Annotated in this window: 15 protein-coding genes and 1 tRNA gene; 2 read left to right on the plus strand and 14 right to left on the minus strand. The window is 48.9% G+C overall.

The features are described 5' to 3' along the window. Positions 1 to 17 precede the first annotated feature (17 nt). From AC5JR3_RS07325 to lpdA, 4 genes are all read right to left on the minus strand, one after another. Complete coding sequence (locus AC5JR3_RS07325; protein WP_495844469.1) at positions 18 to 1,172, minus strand: pyridoxal-phosphate-dependent aminotransferase family protein; 1,155 nt, start codon at positions 1,170 to 1,172, stop codon at positions 18 to 20. A gap of 341 nt (positions 1,173 to 1,513) precedes the next feature. Further along, a complete protein-coding gene (locus tag AC5JR3_RS07330) occupies positions 1,514 to 1,798 on the minus strand; it encodes a DUF5340 domain-containing protein (protein WP_495844470.1) in 285 nt (94 codons plus the stop codon). A gap of 84 nt (positions 1,799 to 1,882) precedes the next feature. Further along, a complete protein-coding gene (trpC, locus tag AC5JR3_RS07335) occupies positions 1,883 to 2,767 on the minus strand; it encodes an indole-3-glycerol phosphate synthase TrpC (RefSeq protein ID WP_495844472.1) in 885 nt (294 codons plus the stop codon). Positions 2,768 to 2,904: 137 nt separating this feature from the next. Then, positions 2,905 to 4,347 (minus strand): dihydrolipoyl dehydrogenase, encoded by a 1,443-nt coding sequence (gene lpdA / locus AC5JR3_RS07340; RefSeq protein WP_495844474.1) that lies wholly within the window; start codon positions 4,345 to 4,347, stop codon positions 2,905 to 2,907. A gap of 325 nt (positions 4,348 to 4,672) precedes the next feature. Between lpdA and AC5JR3_RS07345 the strand changes: the two genes are divergently transcribed. Then, on the plus strand, positions 4,673 to 4,882 hold the full coding sequence (locus AC5JR3_RS07345) for a hypothetical protein (protein WP_495844476.1): 210 nt from the start codon (positions 4,673 to 4,675) through the stop codon (positions 4,880 to 4,882). Between the two features lie 206 nt (positions 4,883 to 5,088). Here AC5JR3_RS07345 and AC5JR3_RS07350 read toward each other — a convergent pair whose 3' ends face one another. Both AC5JR3_RS07350 and AC5JR3_RS07355 read right to left on the minus strand, forming a co-directional pair. Beyond that, positions 5,089 to 5,865, minus strand: coding sequence for a TrmH family RNA methyltransferase (locus tag AC5JR3_RS07350; protein ID WP_495844478.1), 777 nt, complete (start codon positions 5,863 to 5,865; stop codon positions 5,089 to 5,091). 229 nt (positions 5,866 to 6,094) lie between these two features. Further along, a tRNA-Leu gene (locus tag AC5JR3_RS07355) sits at positions 6,095 to 6,178 on the minus strand. A gap of 195 nt (positions 6,179 to 6,373) precedes the next feature. On the opposite strand from AC5JR3_RS07355, the gene murA reads away from it, so the two are divergent. Beyond that, positions 6,374 to 7,750: a UDP-N-acetylglucosamine 1-carboxyvinyltransferase gene (gene murA, locus AC5JR3_RS07360; protein WP_495844480.1), complete on the plus strand. Its 1,377-nt coding sequence runs from the start codon at positions 6,374 to 6,376 to the stop codon at positions 7,748 to 7,750. A gap of 96 nt (positions 7,751 to 7,846) precedes the next feature. Here the strand turns inward: murA and thyD are convergent, their stop codons facing one another. The 8 genes from thyD to AC5JR3_RS07400 all read right to left on the minus strand — a co-directional run bounded on the left by thyD (position 7,847) and on the right by AC5JR3_RS07400 (position 14,953). Continuing rightward, a complete protein-coding gene (thyD, locus tag AC5JR3_RS07365) occupies positions 7,847 to 8,752 on the minus strand; it encodes a thylakoid membrane protein ThyD (RefSeq protein WP_495844482.1) in 906 nt (301 codons plus the stop codon). A gap of 152 nt (positions 8,753 to 8,904) precedes the next feature. Beyond that, a complete protein-coding gene (psb28, locus tag AC5JR3_RS07370) occupies positions 8,905 to 9,291 on the minus strand; it encodes a photosystem II reaction center protein Psb28 (RefSeq protein WP_495844484.1) in 387 nt (128 codons plus the stop codon). A 46-nt stretch (positions 9,292 to 9,337) separates the two neighbouring features. After that, on the minus strand, positions 9,338 to 10,123 hold the full coding sequence (larB, locus tag AC5JR3_RS07375) for a nickel pincer cofactor biosynthesis protein LarB (protein WP_495844486.1): 786 nt from the start codon (positions 10,121 to 10,123) through the stop codon (positions 9,338 to 9,340). A 240-nt stretch (positions 10,124 to 10,363) separates the two neighbouring features. Further along, positions 10,364 to 12,151: an ABC transporter substrate-binding protein gene (locus AC5JR3_RS07380; protein ID WP_495844488.1), complete on the minus strand. Its 1,788-nt coding sequence runs from the start codon at positions 12,149 to 12,151 to the stop codon at positions 10,364 to 10,366. Positions 12,152 to 12,353: 202 nt separating this feature from the next. Next, complete coding sequence (ispF, locus tag AC5JR3_RS07385; protein ID WP_495844490.1) at positions 12,354 to 12,833, minus strand: 2-C-methyl-D-erythritol 2,4-cyclodiphosphate synthase; 480 nt, start codon at positions 12,831 to 12,833, stop codon at positions 12,354 to 12,356. Positions 12,834 to 12,902: 69 nt separating this feature from the next. Further along, positions 12,903 to 13,223, minus strand: coding sequence for a hypothetical protein (locus AC5JR3_RS07390; protein ID WP_495844492.1), 321 nt, complete (start codon positions 13,221 to 13,223; stop codon positions 12,903 to 12,905). A gap of 48 nt (positions 13,224 to 13,271) precedes the next feature. Continuing rightward, a complete protein-coding gene (locus AC5JR3_RS07395) occupies positions 13,272 to 13,862 on the minus strand; it encodes a DUF1517 domain-containing protein (RefSeq protein WP_495844494.1) in 591 nt (196 codons plus the stop codon). Further along, positions 13,859 to 14,953: a DUF1517 domain-containing protein gene (locus AC5JR3_RS07400; RefSeq protein ID WP_495844496.1), complete on the minus strand. Its 1,095-nt coding sequence runs from the start codon at positions 14,951 to 14,953 to the stop codon at positions 13,859 to 13,861. The genes AC5JR3_RS07395 and AC5JR3_RS07400 overlap by 4 nt, the downstream gene beginning before the upstream one ends. Positions 14,954 to 14,997: the final 44 nt, after the last annotated feature.

A 14,997-nucleotide genomic window follows, 5' to 3' on the forward strand; every position in this document is an offset into this window, starting at 1 on the left:
TTTTGTATATACCAAGACTAAGATTGAGCAAACACCCGTGCGGCGGCGGCTACCCCTGCTCCTGGGCTCATCGACTCATAACTCAACTCGCGTAGGGTCGCTTCCAATGCCGCAATTGCAGTGAGAATATCGCGATCGCTCACAAATCCCAAATGACCGATGCGGAAGATTTTACCCTTGTAGTGGTCTTGTCCTCCCGCTAGGGCAATATCAAATTGCTTTTTCATCACCGAGCGGATTTGTTCAGATTCTACATTCGTTGGTGCTACCGCCGTAATTGCCGGACTAGAATGACCATCCGGGGCAAACAGGGGTAAATTCATTGCCTTTACCGCTTCGCGAGTTGCCTGCATTAGACGCTGATGACGAGCAAAAATCGCCTCCAAGCCTTCCGACTGCATCATTCGTAATGCCACTTGCAGCGCCACCATCAAATTCACAGGCGGCGTAAAGGGCGTGGTGTTTTTCGCCGCATCCTTACGATACTTGCCCAAATCCAGGTAGAAACGGGGCAACTTTGCCGTTTTGTAAGCTTCCCAGGCTTTAGGGCTAACAGCAACAAAACCGATTCCTGGCGGAATCATATAACCTTTTTGAGCACCGGAAGCAACAACATCTAAACCCCATTTGTCAATAGGTAGATTTACTGCTCCCAAACTGGTGACGGCATCGACAATAATCAACGCTTCCCCGTGGGCTTTCACATGGCGGTTAATCGTTTCTAGGTCATTAAGAACGCCCGTAGAAGTCTCGCTATGGGTAATAATTACCGCTTTGATTTGTTTGTCTGTATCCGCCTCTAGCTTGGCTTTAAATTCTTCGGGAGCCAGGGGTTGACCCCACTCTGCCTTAACGGTATCCACCTCCAAGCCAAAAGCCGCGCTCATTTCGGCCCAGCGATCGCCAAACTTCCCATTACAGCCAACCAATACGCGATCGCCCGGACTCAGGAAATTAATTATCCCTGCTTCCATTGCCCCCGTACCGCTGACGGTTAACGATAAAACATCATTCTCAGTCTGGTGTAGCCATTTGAGGTTTTGAGTCACCTCCGCCATGATTTTATTAAAGTCACCGCTGCGGTGACCAATCGGGTGCTTCGCCAGTGCGAGCAACACTTGTTCCGGTACCGGAGTCGGGCCCGGAATCATCAACATCAGTTTGTCGTCCATTTAATTGTCCTCCGAGTAGCGATTCGCTTTTAGCTGTCAGCCTCAACGTAAACAAGGGAGCTTTAGCGAACGGATTGCCCTAATCCCATAACCTATCACTAAACACCAATTTGCCTACTTGACCAAAAAGTATGAAGGATAAAAAGCGAAAGTCCATCAATAGTCTCAAGCCCTTTTTTATACCAGAGAGCAGAAAAATATCTGTAGGAGTAAGTTTAAACATCGAACCATTACTATGTCCTAACTTCCAGCCCCGGAATTTATTTATGGGGTTGAAACTTTATACTTTATCCTTCACACTTGGTGCCTTTACTTGACATCCCAGATTATGCCACCAGCGACTAGCTCCTGACTTCCGGTTCCCGGCGTCGTGGTAAACCATCTGATGGCGGTTCTTGAACATTTATGCTGTTGAGCGACCAACGGTACTCCACAGGCAAACTCGCCCGCTGACAGCTTTGTTCAAGTTGCTTTTGCTGTGCCAACGCTTTGCGAAGCGTGCTGATCAGCTGATGCACTTGCTCTCGAATGGCGGGTTGTTGATTTGCCGCAAATGCAGTTTGGCGTTCTAACAGCTGTAGAAGCATCTCATAGTGGATATAAGACGGAATGGGAATTGGCTTCATGAAACCTGATCTACCTCAAAACTGCTGATTACCCCAGGGGGTAGTGTGAAGAGCGATTACCCAAGGGGGTAGCGCCGTGTCTCATTAACTTAGAAACAAAGCGGCGATCGCCTCAGCGGGATCAGGTTGTTTCACAATGGACTCCCCAATGAGAACGGCATCAGCACCCGCCGATGCCACGAGCCTTAGATCGTCTGGAGTATGCAGCCCTGATTCGCTGATGACCAAAATGCCACGTTCCTGTAATTGGCGGTGACTTGTTGCTAGAATTTGGCAGGTCGTTTGCAGATCGACCGAAAAGTCTTCCAAGTTACGATTGTTGATACCCACTAGGGTAACGCCTGAGAGCGCTAATACGCGGTCTAGCTCTGCTTGGGTATGCACTTCGATTAGGGGCGTCATCTGTAGCGCATTGGCAATTTTGACAAAATATTGCAGGTCTTGGTCGGAAAGAATCGCCGCAATTAGCAAAACCGCATCAGCCCCGTGGGTGCGGGCTAAGTAAATTTGGTAAGGATAAATGACGAAATCCTTACACAACAGCGGCAACTCTACCACCTCACGAACCGCCCTCAGGTTCTCAAAGCTACCTTGAAAAAACTTTTGGTCAGTTAATACCGAGATGGCGCTGGCACCGCCTTGGCTGTAAAGCTGCGCGATCGCTACCGGATCGAAATCCTCACGAATCACGCCTTTGCTGGGAGATGCCTTTTTTACCTCTGCAATCAACGCCGGATGTGTTTTTCCAGAACGCAGCGCCTCTAAAAAATTGCGAGGCGGGGGTAGCATCTGCACCTGTCTCTGCAATTCTCTTAGGGGAAGGCGATCGCGCAATTTTTCAACTTCCGCCTCTTTCTGCCAGACGATTTCTTCTAAAATATGAAGCGGTTCAGCATCCGGTAAAGCAACTTGATAGCGCAAGATGCTGACGTTAATGGCTGGGTTAGGGGGACGGCGACGAATCTGCATTGATTGGCAATTAGGGATTAGAGAATTGGGGAATTAGGGAGAGCGCAACTAGTCATTAAGCTTTGACTGGGGAATTAGGGAGAGCGCAACTAGTCATTAAGCTTTGACTGGGGAATTAGGGAGAGCGCAACTAGTCATTAAGCTTTGACTTCTGCTTCCGCCGCCCGTTTATAAGCTTCATCCAGAACTTCTGATAACGTCGGGTGAGCGTGAACCAAAAAGGCGAGGGTGTTGACAGATTGGCGCTGGGCGATCGCGTTGGAAGCTTCATGAATCAAATCCGAAGCATGGATGCCGAGAATATGAACGCCTAACACTTCTCCCGTATCTTTACGGTAAATCACCTTAGCCAGTCCATCCGCTTCGCCTTCGGCGATCGCTTTGGAATTCCCCTTAAAATACGAGCGCACAGACGCGACTTCAAAGCCTTCTGCTTTGCCCAACTCCTTCGCCGCTGGTTCGTTTAATCCCACATAGCTAATTTCTGGATGGGTAAAGGCGGCAGCCGGAATGCTGCGATAGTCCATACGGCGATCGCGCCCACAGATATTTTCCACCGCCGCAACCCCTTGAGCCGAAGCCGCGTGAGCCAGCATCAGTTGCCCAGTCGCATCGCCAATCCCCCAGAGGTTGGGGACGGGTTCTCCGCCCGATAGGACTGCCATTTGGTCATTGACGGGAATAAAGCCCCGGCGGTCTGTCTCAACGCCCACAGCCTCCAATCCGAGGTCTTTTGATACAGGGATGCGACCCGTTGCTACTAAACAAGCATCGACTTCCAAGACATCCACAACTTCTTTCGTTTTTACATCCGACAGCTCAATCACTACCGGAGAACCAGGGGTAACTTTCGTTGCCAAAACACCCACATGGGTTTCAACATCGCGGGGGTTAATCAGTACCCGTGTTGCTAGCTTGGCAATATCTGGGTCAAAAGTTGGCATCAATTGATCCAGCGCTTCAATCATCGTGATTTCCGAGCCAAGCGCTGTATAGATATCAGAAAACTCCAGACCAATGTAACCGCTGCCAATAATTGCCACCCACTGAGGAATCCAGTCCAGCTTCAAGGCGTCGTCACTGGTAAAAACGGTTTTGCCATCTAACTGAATACCCGGTGGAACAAACGGAACGGAACCCGTAGACAAGATAATGTCTTTGGCTGTAATGGTGCGTTCCCCATCGTCTGTCGCGATTGTGACTTTTTGGGAGCCAGCAATTTTGCCCCAGCCTTTAATAATATCGACACCGAGGCGCTTGAGGCTGTTGGTCAGGTCGCCGCGAATTTTGCTGACGAGGTTGTGAGCATGGTCGGCGATACCTTGACGGTCGAAGTCCACAGCACCGACTTGAATACCTAATGACTTGAGATGGTGGGTGTTGCGTAGCTCCCTAACTCGCCCTGATGCGGCGAGTAGAGCTTTAGAAGGAATACAGCCGCGATTCACACAAGTCCCACCCATGTCTGACGCTTCAATGATGGCGGTTTTCAATCCACAGCTCGCCGCATGTAAGGCAGCACCATGCCCGCCTACACCTGCGCCAATTATCGCCAAATCGTAATCAAATCCCTGACTCACGGTTGCTCTCCTGGTGCGTCATTATGATGCTATGTGCGCGTCGCAACGCACGCTCTTTTTATTCTCAACGCGATTCCTTAACGAGCGCAAGTTTCTCGTTAAAATCACTGAGAGAAGCGGCTTTGAAGAAAGAAAATACCAGCAATAGCAACAGCATAATCTCCAAAGACCGTGTTGTATCGTAGATGCTTGACACCTCAGTTGGCAAGCTCGCCCCCCAGTGAGCAACGCTTCTACAACACTAAAACACTGAGAATGCTTTTATCCGTACCAGTTTTAACAGGGTCGTCGTCTGCAGTTAAAAACAGTTTTTAGGAAATTAAGCATGAGTGACAATCATCAGCCAAATAATCGTAGTGCTGCCAACAGAGCATTCTCGGAGTCGCTAGAACAACTGCAAAATATGTTGGAACTCAGCGACAAGCAACCCAACTCCAACCGAATCAAAAGCGATCGCCACAGCCAAACCTGGCTTGACGCCCAAGCTTTAGAAGACGCCGCCGCTGACCTGGATCAGTACTTTGGTGATGCGTGAGAGAGCAGGGGTGCAGGGGTGCAGGGGTGCAGGGGTGCAGGGGTGCAGAGGTGCAGGGGAGAGGAAGAGAACGAATAACCTCTTTCATACTTCATACGTTCGGCTGAGCGTTCGACTGCCCTTCGGCAGGCTCAGGAACCGCGCTCACGCCGAAGTCTCACGTCGAAGCCTTCACCCTTCATACTTCATCCTTCACCCTTCATACTTCATCGCCGCTGTCGCTGTGCTTCGTACAACAGCAAAGCGGCTGCTACTGAGACGTTGAGGGATTCTATTCCAGAAACTAGGGGAATTTTTACCGACTGGTCTGCTGATGCTGCCAACTCAGCAGATAAGCCTGCGCCTTCATTACCTAGCAAAATCAAACTGGGACGCTGCCAATCAACGTCCCAAAATGTCACGTTCCCTTGCAGGGTTGTCGCTACAACCTGTATTCCCTGCGCTTGATAATCGCGTACTGTCGCTTTCAAATCGGGGCTAACTGCCATTGGTAGACGAAACCATTGCCCTGCTGATGAGCGCAACACCTTCGGGTTATCTATTTCCACGCTATCTGCACTCAGCCACAGTCCCTCCGCCCCAACTGCTGCTGCCGTCCGGATGATTGTTCCTAGATTTCCGGGGTCTTGTAGCGTCTCTACGGCTAATCCCAAGGTTTTTATGGGTAGAGAGGCAGGAGGGGTGATTTTGGGGGCTGTGACGACCACTCCGTCGGGTTGTACTGTAGTGGCGATCGCCTTCAATACCTCTTCACTCACCAATTCCATACGCTGACACCGCTCCCCTGCTGCCCTCCAGAGCTGTAGATGACGCTCCTGCCACTCGGAGGTACAGCAAAGCGTTTCTAAGGGGTAACCGACCGCACAGGCTTCTTCTAACAAGTGCGTTCCCTCTAGCAAAAACAGACCTTGCTCCCGACGCGCTTTCGCCTTTGTCAGCTTCCGCATCTGCTTCACCAAAGGATTTTGAAGACTAGTCAGCATTTTTTAAGTCCTGAGTGCTGAGTGCTGAGTATAGGGGAACAGTAGTGAGTCGGTTAGTAAAGTTTTTGAGTGGTGAGGTGAAAAGTTTTCTCGCTGGGTTTGACCAAATATCTTTAAGTTCTGAGTCCTTGAGCTGAATTTTCAGAAAAAAAATTAGCAACGAATTAAGTTGCTAATCTTAACTGACTCCTTTTTGCCTTCTACTCACCGACTCATTACCTAAGAAAGATGCGGAACCCGGGACTTGAACCCGGAAGTCCTTGCGGACACTAGAACCTGAATCTAGCGCGTCTACCAATTCCGCCAGTTCCGCAAACTGGATCAATTGCATTGCGATCTTCTACGTTGCAGCAATCTTTGTAATTTGTCAACTGTTTTGACCGGATTTTTTTGAGGAAACAAGGTAAAATTCAACACCTACCAGTAAAAAGTCAATTCGCAATTCTGGACATTTGCCATCTTTCAGGTAGAATCGAAACCAAATTTTAAAAAAACCAAACGTATTTCGTTGATTCCGGAGGATAGACCCATCACTCACTCTCTGAGCCTGCCAGACACCCAGTCTTTGCCCGAAGGCGACAAGTCAGTTTTACATGTCTGGGGCAAAGCCTCCCTACAAGGACATGTCAAAATCAGCGGAGCCAAAAACTCAGCCTTGGCAATCATGGCGGGAGCCTTGCTTTGTCCGCAAGACTGCCGACTTCGCAACGTTCCTTTGCTTATGGACGTTCAGCGGATGGGTCAAATTTTGTCGTCTTTGGGCGTCAAGCTTGAACGCGATGGCGACGATTTGAACATTGATGCTAGCCACATTGGACAGTCAAAAGCCCCCTATGAGCTAGTTAGTCAACTCCGCGCCAGTTTCTTCATCATTGGCCCTGTCTTAGCTCGTTTAGGCGTAGCACGGGTGCCGCTTCCTGGTGGTTGTGCCATCGGTGCTAGACCCGTCGATTTGCATGTCCGGGGTTTGCAACTCATGGGTGCAGAGGTGCAGATCGATCGCGGCATGGTAAATGCCTATGTGACAGGTGGCGGTCGCAAACGCTTAAAAGGGGCAAGAATTTACCTAGATTATCCCAGTGTCGGTGCCACAGAAACTCTGATGATGGCAGCGACGTTGGCAGATGGGGAAACGATTATTGAAAATGCTGCCCAAGAGCCAGAAGTGACTGATTTGGCAAACTTCTGCCGCGCTATGGGAGCAAAGATTCGCGGTGCTGGCACCAACACCATCGTAATTTCTGGTGTTGAGCGCTTGCACTCCGTTGATTATTCGATCATTCCCGATCGCGTTGAAGCAGGAACTTTCTTAGTTGCTGGGGCAATTACTCACTCAGAAATTAGCCTCTCCCCAGTCATCCCCGACCATCTCACGGCTGTCATTGCCAAGCTGCGAGATGTAGGGGTGAAAGTAGTAACTGAGGGGCCCAATTCTGTGCGGCTTATTCCTGGTTCCCTGAAAGCCACTGATATTGAAACCCTGCCCTATCCCGGCTTCCCCACCGATATGCAGGCGCAATTCATGGCACTGCTGACGCTGAGTGAAGGAGACAGCATTATCACCGAAACGGTTTTTGAAAATCGCCTGCGTCACGTTGCAGAATTGAGTCGCATGGGCGCAGATATTCGGGTCAAAGGCAACAACGCCATTATCCGAGGTGTGTCGATGCTCTCTGGTGCCCCTGTGGTGGCGACAGACTTACGGGCTTCTGCTGCACTAGTAATCGCTGCCCTTGCCGCAGAAGGAAAAACCACTATCCAGGGATTGCATCACCTAGATCGGGGATACGACAGGCTAGAGCTGAAGTTGCGACAGTTGGGCGCAAATATTCATCGGGTCAAGGATGATTCTGAGGCTCCAACTGAGGTAGAGGCTGGGGCTTAGAAGCGGTTGGTTGAGGCGATCGCTCCCCTAATCAGTACGCCCGCCCTCAGGGGGTGACAAGTTGTAGAGACGTTGCCTGCAACGTCTCTGCAAGGTTTAGCTCAAAATGTCCGCGATCGCTTGTTTAACTGTGGGATATTGAAAGTCAAAACTGTAGGACTGGGTCTTTTTAGGTAAAACTTGTTGACCTTCCAGCACCAATTTTGAGCCATCTCCTAACAAAGCTTCGAGGGCAAAGCCGGGAACGGGGAGCCAGGAGGGACGATGGAGAACGTCCCCAAGGGTTTGACAAAATTCTGACATTCGCACGGGGTTGGGTGCCGTTGCGTTTAAAACTCCCTCCATGTCTGGGCGTTTAATCGCTTCGATCATCAAACTCACCAAGTCATCCCGGTGAATCCAGGAGAACCATTGATTCCCAGTTCCTAAGGGGCCTCCCGCAAAAAGTTTGAAGGGGGGAATCATTTTAGCCAGCGCTCCTCCTTCTCCCAAGACAATGCCAAGACGCAAAATAACTAACCGCACGCCTGCATCCTTCACTTGGCGGGCTTCGGCTTCCCATGCTTGACAAACTTCCGCAAGAAAATCATCACCCGCCGCACTACTTTCCTCAAAAGTAGCCGTTTCACTCGTTCCGTAGTAGCCAATTGCCGACGCATTGACTAACACGGTAGGCTTTTGCTCTGATGTGGCGATCGCTTCTACAATTTTCTGTGTCCCTAGCTTCCGACTATTGAGGATTTCCTGCTTGCGCTCTGGTGTCCAGCGATTCTCTGCAATCGGTTCGCCTGCCAAGTTCACCACTGCATCACAGCCTGAGATTGCCCCTTGCCAAGGGCCCGATTCTGTCGGGGTATAGGTCACTACCTGTACATTGGAAAACTTTTTCTGGGCAGATGCCAAGTTGCGCGTCAAAACCAATATTTGATGCCCCTCTGCCTGGAGCCGTTCCACTAAACGGCTACCGACAAAGCCTGTCGCCCCTGTAATTGCTATTTTCATCTTGAATTTTTCATGCTCAACTTAGAATGAGTTCTCATTCCTCTCCAATTGTTATACAAGTTCAAGTTTTGCTAACTTGCTAATCTGCTGATATTTCGTAGCTAGCTGCGTTCTCGCCAGCCCTAATTATCAATTTTCTCCTGGGCTGCGCCTCACCCTTCACCTTTCTCCCCCGGTTCGCTATACTCCATCCCATTGGCTTCAGCGTAGCGATTCATAAACCGCATGAATCTTTCCCAGTGGTCTTCCCGATCAATCTCAAAGGCGCAGTCAACTCGTGCTAAATCATCCCCTTCTGGGCCTGTAAAACGGAATTTCACGGAAGAAGGTTCGACGCGAATTTCTCCTTCAGAATCTGTCAGCAGCAGGGAATTAGTGGAGCGTTTGGTAAAACTATTAAATCGTTCTATTGCTTTTAGCTTATCGAACATCATCACGACAGTCCGGAGACCGGAATTGCGGTTGCGTCGCAGGCTAACGTTACTCAGTTCTTCAAAAAGACCTTCAAAAAATTGAATTGAGGGTGTAGGGGAAGTCATACAAAAATTTTCTGAAACCGCAAGTTTAGTATAAAAGATGTAACTTTTAGGGTAGCGATCGCTGCAACTTGTTCGCTGTTCTAAGAATCTGTCCGGCTAACATTGCCCCACCAAAGCCATTATCAATATTCACGACTCCTACGCCAACTGCACAAGAGTTGAGCATTGTCAATAGAGGAGCCAGTCCGCCAAAATTTGCCCCATAGCCAACACTGGTAGGAACAGCAACGACAGGGCAATCAGCAAGTCCGGCAACAACACTCGCCAAAGCCCCTTCCATCCCCGCCACCACAATCAAAACATCGGCTTCGGTGATTACTTGCTGATTGTTCAGTAAGCGATGGATACCCGCCACCCCTACATCCCAAAGACGCCGCACCTGGAAACCACACAATTCGGCTGTCACGGCGGCTTCTTCTGCTACAGGAAGATCGGCGGTTCCCGCAGAAATCAGGCTAATGATGCCGGGGTGTTGGGGTGTTGGGGTGTTGGGAGCAACGGCACAAATGCGGGCAACCGGATAATACTTGAGATTGGGAACTTTGATTTGCAGTTGGGTGTATACCTGTGGTTCGATGCGAGTCGCCATTACGATATCATCAGCGCGATCGCGCATCACTTCCATAATCTGAGCAATTTGCTCCGGGGTTTTTCCTTGTCCCCAAATCACCTCAGGAAAGCCAGTCCGTAAGCGGCGATGATGGTCAATTTTGGCAAAATCTCCCACTGACTCAAAGGCAAAATTCTTTAATTTATCCAGAGCAACAATCGGGCTAATGTCACCAGCGGCAACAGATTCGAGTAAAGATTGCAGGGCTTCAGGTTGAGTCACGAGATACAAGCGAAGAGCAAAGGAAATTCGATCCTAGCGTTCTAGGATACATTTCCTCAAACCGTGACCGAAAAAACTCTCTTGCCCCTCTGCTAAAAACACATTGGCGTAGACTTTATCAATAAATTAATCAATCACCTTCAACTCGTAGATAGTCCCATACCGTTGGGTTGCAGCCGCCCATAAAAAGAGTCACCCCCAGCACAAGGCTGAGGGCGAAGAGGACAGACACCTCAGTTGTTATTCTTCAATTTTGAGTTCTTGAATGTTCCAGAAGGCTCCTCCCAGTGCGGAGTATTGGATGCCATCGACGCGATCGCGTACTGCCGTTATCGATAATGGGCTAACCAGGTAAGTAAACGGTAAGTACTCTTTGATCAGGCGTTGTGCTTCCTGATAGATCGCTTTGCGCTTTTCCTCATCTAACTCCTGTGCGCCTTGGATATAGAGATCGTTAATTTTCTGCTCCCAATCCGCCACTTCTCGACCTTCAATAGGAGGTTGACCGACTTGTGGTTTCTGATTGAAGGCATGTAATCCGCCATCAACTAACCAAACATTCGCACTAGCATTTGGCTCTAAGCCGCCACCACTAAAGCCGAGGAGATGACTTTCCCAATCGAGGGTGTTGCTGAGTTTGTCTACAAGGGTATTGAAACCAATGGGATTAAAATCCACTTGAATGCCAATTTTGCTCAGATCTGCCTTAATCTGCGCTCCCATTGCCTCCCGCAATTTATTTCCGGCATTCGTGATTAAGGCAAAACGAACTCGATTGCCTTCGGAGTCGAGCAGTTGTCCTTGGCTATTGTATTTGAAGCCTGCTCCTAACAGTAATTCCTTAGCTTTTTGAAGATTGTGGTCGTAAACGGTTAGACCATCTTCTGGAGAAAGATAGTAAGGACTTTGTACGGGGAGATTGGAATATTGCGGCGCACCTAGTCCCCGAAACAAATTATTGATCATCGTTTGCCTATCGATGGCATAGGCAACGGCTTGTCTAAATTCCAGCGTATTGAACCAGCGAGACTTAACCGGATCGACTAATGGGCGTCCGTTACGCTGACCTTTGTTGAGGTTAAAAGTCAGAAAACTAGAGCTGAGTGTCGGGCCACCCTCATAGATTGTAAAGTTACTCCGATCCTCTTCTCGCTTGAGCAAAGAAAAGTATTCTGGCGAGATGCCGACAGCATCCAACCCTCCAGAACGGAATTGAATCATGGAGGTGTCTGTTGATTCTACAATTTGCGAAATGATGCGCTCGATAAAAGGCTGCGCCTCGCCTTGAGGACTCTTGCCCCAGTAATAGGGGTTACGCCCGTACACTACACGCTGACTGGTGGCGTATCCTTCGAGGCGATAAGGGCCATTCGTAATGATTTGGTCAGGTGGAGTATTGACTCCCCAAGTGCTAAGAAATTTAGGATTCCCATCTCGGTCTTTTGTTTGCACTGATTCCCGCAGGGCATGGGCGGGTAAAATTGGTATCGCTGTATTGCGGAGGAAGGGAGCAAACGGTTCTGGCGTGACAAATTCAACTCGCCGCTCATCGAGTTTTTTCACGGTGGGCAAAGCACCGCTGTCGCCAATCCGCAGGATATCGCGAGCATCGGTAGGAATCGCTTCGTTGAGGTAGATCTCGTTGTACGTAAAGATCACATCATCTACCGTCAGCGGCTTTCCATCTGACCACTTCAGCCCCTCTCGTAGGGTAAAAACAATCTGCTGCTGGTTGTCAGAAATTTCCCAAGATTCGGCAAGAGCGGGTTCAATCTCACCTGTTATGCCGTTGGTAGTCACTAAACCCTCATAGGCGTAGCCAAAGAAGTCATTTACCTCTTGGTTAACGGCATAGTTGAAGGTTTTGGGGTCGCTCAGAGAACTGATAACTACCTGAGGGACTTGTGCCGCTTCAGTTTCAAATTGTGAAAGACTACAGCCATGAAACGCGATCGCGCTAATGCAGGCAAGAAAGAATGCTAACCAACGACGCCAGAATCTGGAAAACCGAGTAAAAAGCCTGATCATGTTGTCTAATCGTCAATAACACGCCTAGCTTCTTGACTCTAACCAATTAAGCAAAGTTTGCGTGCGGAATAAAGTACCGATCTACACCCGCATTACGTAAAGTTTCCTGAACTTCTAACTTGCCAAAATCTTTGGTATTACCGCTGAGAAACACCTGAGTTTCCCTCGGTTGTAAATGTGCATGATGCAAAATGCTGGGTAATTAGTCAGCCATTAGCAAAGCGACGGCGTAAGCAGAAATTCCCTCTTCTCGTCCCACGGCATCTAACTTTTCATTGGTAGTCGCTTTGATACCAACTTGATCGGGATTGAGGTTTAGGGTTGAGGAGATTTTGGAGCGCATGGTTTCGATATGCGGCTTGAGTTTTGGACGTTCTGCCACAATTACGGAGTCAATATTACTTACTTTCCAGCCTTTTTCTTGCACTAACTCGTTGACCTGTTTCAGGAGCATTAAACTATCAGCACCTGCCCATTTCTCATCAGTGGGGGGAAAGTAGTGACCAATATCGCCGAGACTCAACGCCCCTAGCATTGCATCCATAATGGCGTGAGTCAGTACATCCGCATCGCTATGTCCGAGCAATCCGAGTTCGTGGGGAATATTGACTCCTCCCAGGATCAGAGGGCGTCCAGCGCTAAGCTGGTGGATATCGTAACCGTTACCGATGCGGGTGTTCATGATTGTAGCGATCGCACTTTTTGTTCGTTGTCTATTATCAGGCGATCGCTAAGATTTTAACTGTTCTTACTAAATATTTTGCATCCGATATGGAACCCCAAAAAAAGTATCACCGATGATCTGCTCGATCTTTTTACGATCCTGTTCAGTTGCATGCAAAATCTCTATTCTTGCTTTTCCTGGGCAATCTTCAGCTTCATCGACCTTGATATCAACGAAACCTGGATGAACACTTTTGATTTGATTAACAACTTGAGCCTGCTCAGATAAAGTTTTTTCGACGGATGCAACATCCGGAAACTTATTACACCAAAAGGCAACTCGTTCTGGTACGTCACAGCTAGTTGTTAGTGCCAAGACTAGACTAGCAACGACTTTCCATATACTCATAATTTTTGCTTTTTGTTCGTTGTCTATTATCAGGCGATCGCTAAGAGTTTAGGCGATCGCAACTAAATCGCTATATTCTGTTGCTAACTCAGCTTCGGTGAGGGTGTCAGCTTCCACCTGCGGACTCCACAGCAGCTCAAACACCATCAAGTAATCAGTCGCAATCGAGGAAACCTGCTTCAGGGCTTCCTGCATGGCTTCAGCGGAGGCGATTTGGGAAAACAAGGGCTTGTCGTCAGCTGTTCCAATTAACAGGGTGACGACAATGTACGCGCCTGAACCTTCATTGGGGTCAATTTTTACAGGTTTCTGCCGGATTTTGCCATCCACATTAGTGAGGGTTTCGGCACTAAACTTGCTTCGTTCCTCAATGGAGAAGCGATTAAAAACGTTTTCGGCTTTTTCCCGCTCGTTAATGGTTTGGGAATTGCCTAAAACATGAGTCCAGTGTTCCGAATTTCTCAAAAGGACTAAAGCGGCGTCTTCTAAGAGATTCTTTAGCCCCTCTGTCGTTTCTGTATCGGCTTCTAGGGTGAGTTCAGACAGCTCAGATTGCAGAGAACGAGCCTCACTTCGCAGAGCAACCTGTAATTTGCTGACGGTGACAATGTCGTTTTCTAGTTCGCTGCTTTGAATCATGCCATTTGAACCATATCGGTGTACTCCGTCAATAATTCCTCATAGGTGAGACTATCTTCCTCTACCTGTGGACTCCACATCAGCTCAAATTTCATTAAATAATCAGCCGGAAGGGAAGCAACTTTCTCTAATGCTTCTTTTAAGGCGTCTGCGGAGCGAACATCCTCAAAAAGCGGGTTATCGTTTGCGGCTCCGACTAGTAAGGTAACGACAATATAAGCACCGGGATCTTCTTCTAAGCCTGGAATGACTGCGGCTTTGCGCCGGATAGAGCCACGAACGTTGGTGAGGGTTTCAGCACTAAATTTGCTGCGCTCTTTCATGGAGAGCTGATTAAAAGCGGCTTCGGCGTTGTCAATGTGGATGCTTTCGGAACTTGCTAAAACGTGGCTCCAGCTTTCCGAATTGCGAAGCAGGATTAAGGCAGATTCTTGTAGTAGTTCTGACAACCCTTCAGGAGTATCGGTATCGACGTTAAGGCTGAGTTGCGATAGCTCAGATTGCAGTCCTTTGGTTTGAGCAAGTAGAGCTACCTGCAATTTACTGACGGTGACAGTATCATTTTCTAGCTCATCAGCAGAAGTAGCGATCGCACCATCCGTACTCCCACTTCCTGACGATAGCAGCCAACTTGCCACCAAGATTAAAGCAATCAAACCAAAAAAGCCTAGCACCAGGAACATCACCAATGTCCCGCCGCCGTCGCTGTAGCCTTCACTGTAGGTAGTCCCACCACCGGGAGCAATAATAACGGTATTACCTCCGCCCCCATAACGAGGACTGCTGCGGTAGCTAGAACCAGATGAGCCGCTGGAAGAACCACTGCTACGGCTACCGGAACTAGAGCCAGAAGAACTAGAGCCACTGCTACGGCTACCGGAGCTAGAGCCAGAAGAACGGGAACCGCTGCTCGAAGGTCTACTAAAGGAACCACCACCACTGCGTCCGCCGCTACTTTTGGCAGCCGTTTTAGTACTAATACCTGTCAAACTTTCCAAACTGCTGAAAGACGGTGGCAAGTCAATGCCGTTCAAGATAGTAAACGATAAGGCTGTGGCGAAGAGAAATTTGTAGTTAATTTTCCTTAACATCTTTAAGACCTTGCAGCATCCTTTTAGTGAGACTCCACCTTAGC

It is taken from the genome of Kastovskya adunca (genome assembly GCF_059505785.1).

Excerpts from the sequence above, each read along its gene's own strand:
- ispF (WP_495844490.1), bottom strand. The coding sequence starts at position 12,833 with ATGAACACCCGCATCGGTAACGGTTACGATATCCACCAGCTTAGCGCT.
- psb28 (WP_495844484.1), bottom strand. The coding sequence starts at position 9,291 with ATGACTTCCCCTACACCCTCAATTCAATTTTTTGAAGGTCTTTTTGAA.
- AC5JR3_RS07325 (WP_495844469.1), bottom strand. The coding sequence starts at position 1,172 with ATGGACGACAAACTGATGTTGATGATTCCGGGCCCGACTCCGGTACCG.
- AC5JR3_RS07330 (WP_495844470.1), bottom strand. The coding sequence starts at position 1,798 with ATGAAGCCAATTCCCATTCCGTCTTATATCCACTATGAGATGCTTCTA.
- thyD (WP_495844482.1), bottom strand. The coding sequence starts at position 8,752 with ATGAAAATAGCAATTACAGGGGCGACAGGCTTTGTCGGTAGCCGTTTA.
- trpC (WP_495844472.1), bottom strand. The coding sequence starts at position 2,767 with ATGCAGATTCGTCGCCGTCCCCCTAACCCAGCCATTAACGTCAGCATC.
- AC5JR3_RS07345 (WP_495844476.1), top strand. The coding sequence starts at position 4,673 with ATGAGTGACAATCATCAGCCAAATAATCGTAGTGCTGCCAACAGAGCA.
- AC5JR3_RS07350 (WP_495844478.1), bottom strand. The coding sequence starts at position 5,865 with ATGCTGACTAGTCTTCAAAATCCTTTGGTGAAGCAGATGCGGAAGCTG.
- AC5JR3_RS07400 (WP_495844496.1), bottom strand. The coding sequence starts at position 14,953 with ATGTTAAGGAAAATTAACTACAAATTTCTCTTCGCCACAGCCTTATCG.
- AC5JR3_RS07380 (WP_495844488.1), bottom strand. The coding sequence starts at position 12,151 with ATGATCAGGCTTTTTACTCGGTTTTCCAGATTCTGGCGTCGTTGGTTA.
- AC5JR3_RS07395 (WP_495844494.1), bottom strand. The coding sequence starts at position 13,862 with ATGATTCAAAGCAGCGAACTAGAAAACGACATTGTCACCGTCAGCAAA.
- AC5JR3_RS07390 (WP_495844492.1), bottom strand. The coding sequence starts at position 13,223 with ATGAGTATATGGAAAGTCGTTGCTAGTCTAGTCTTGGCACTAACAACT.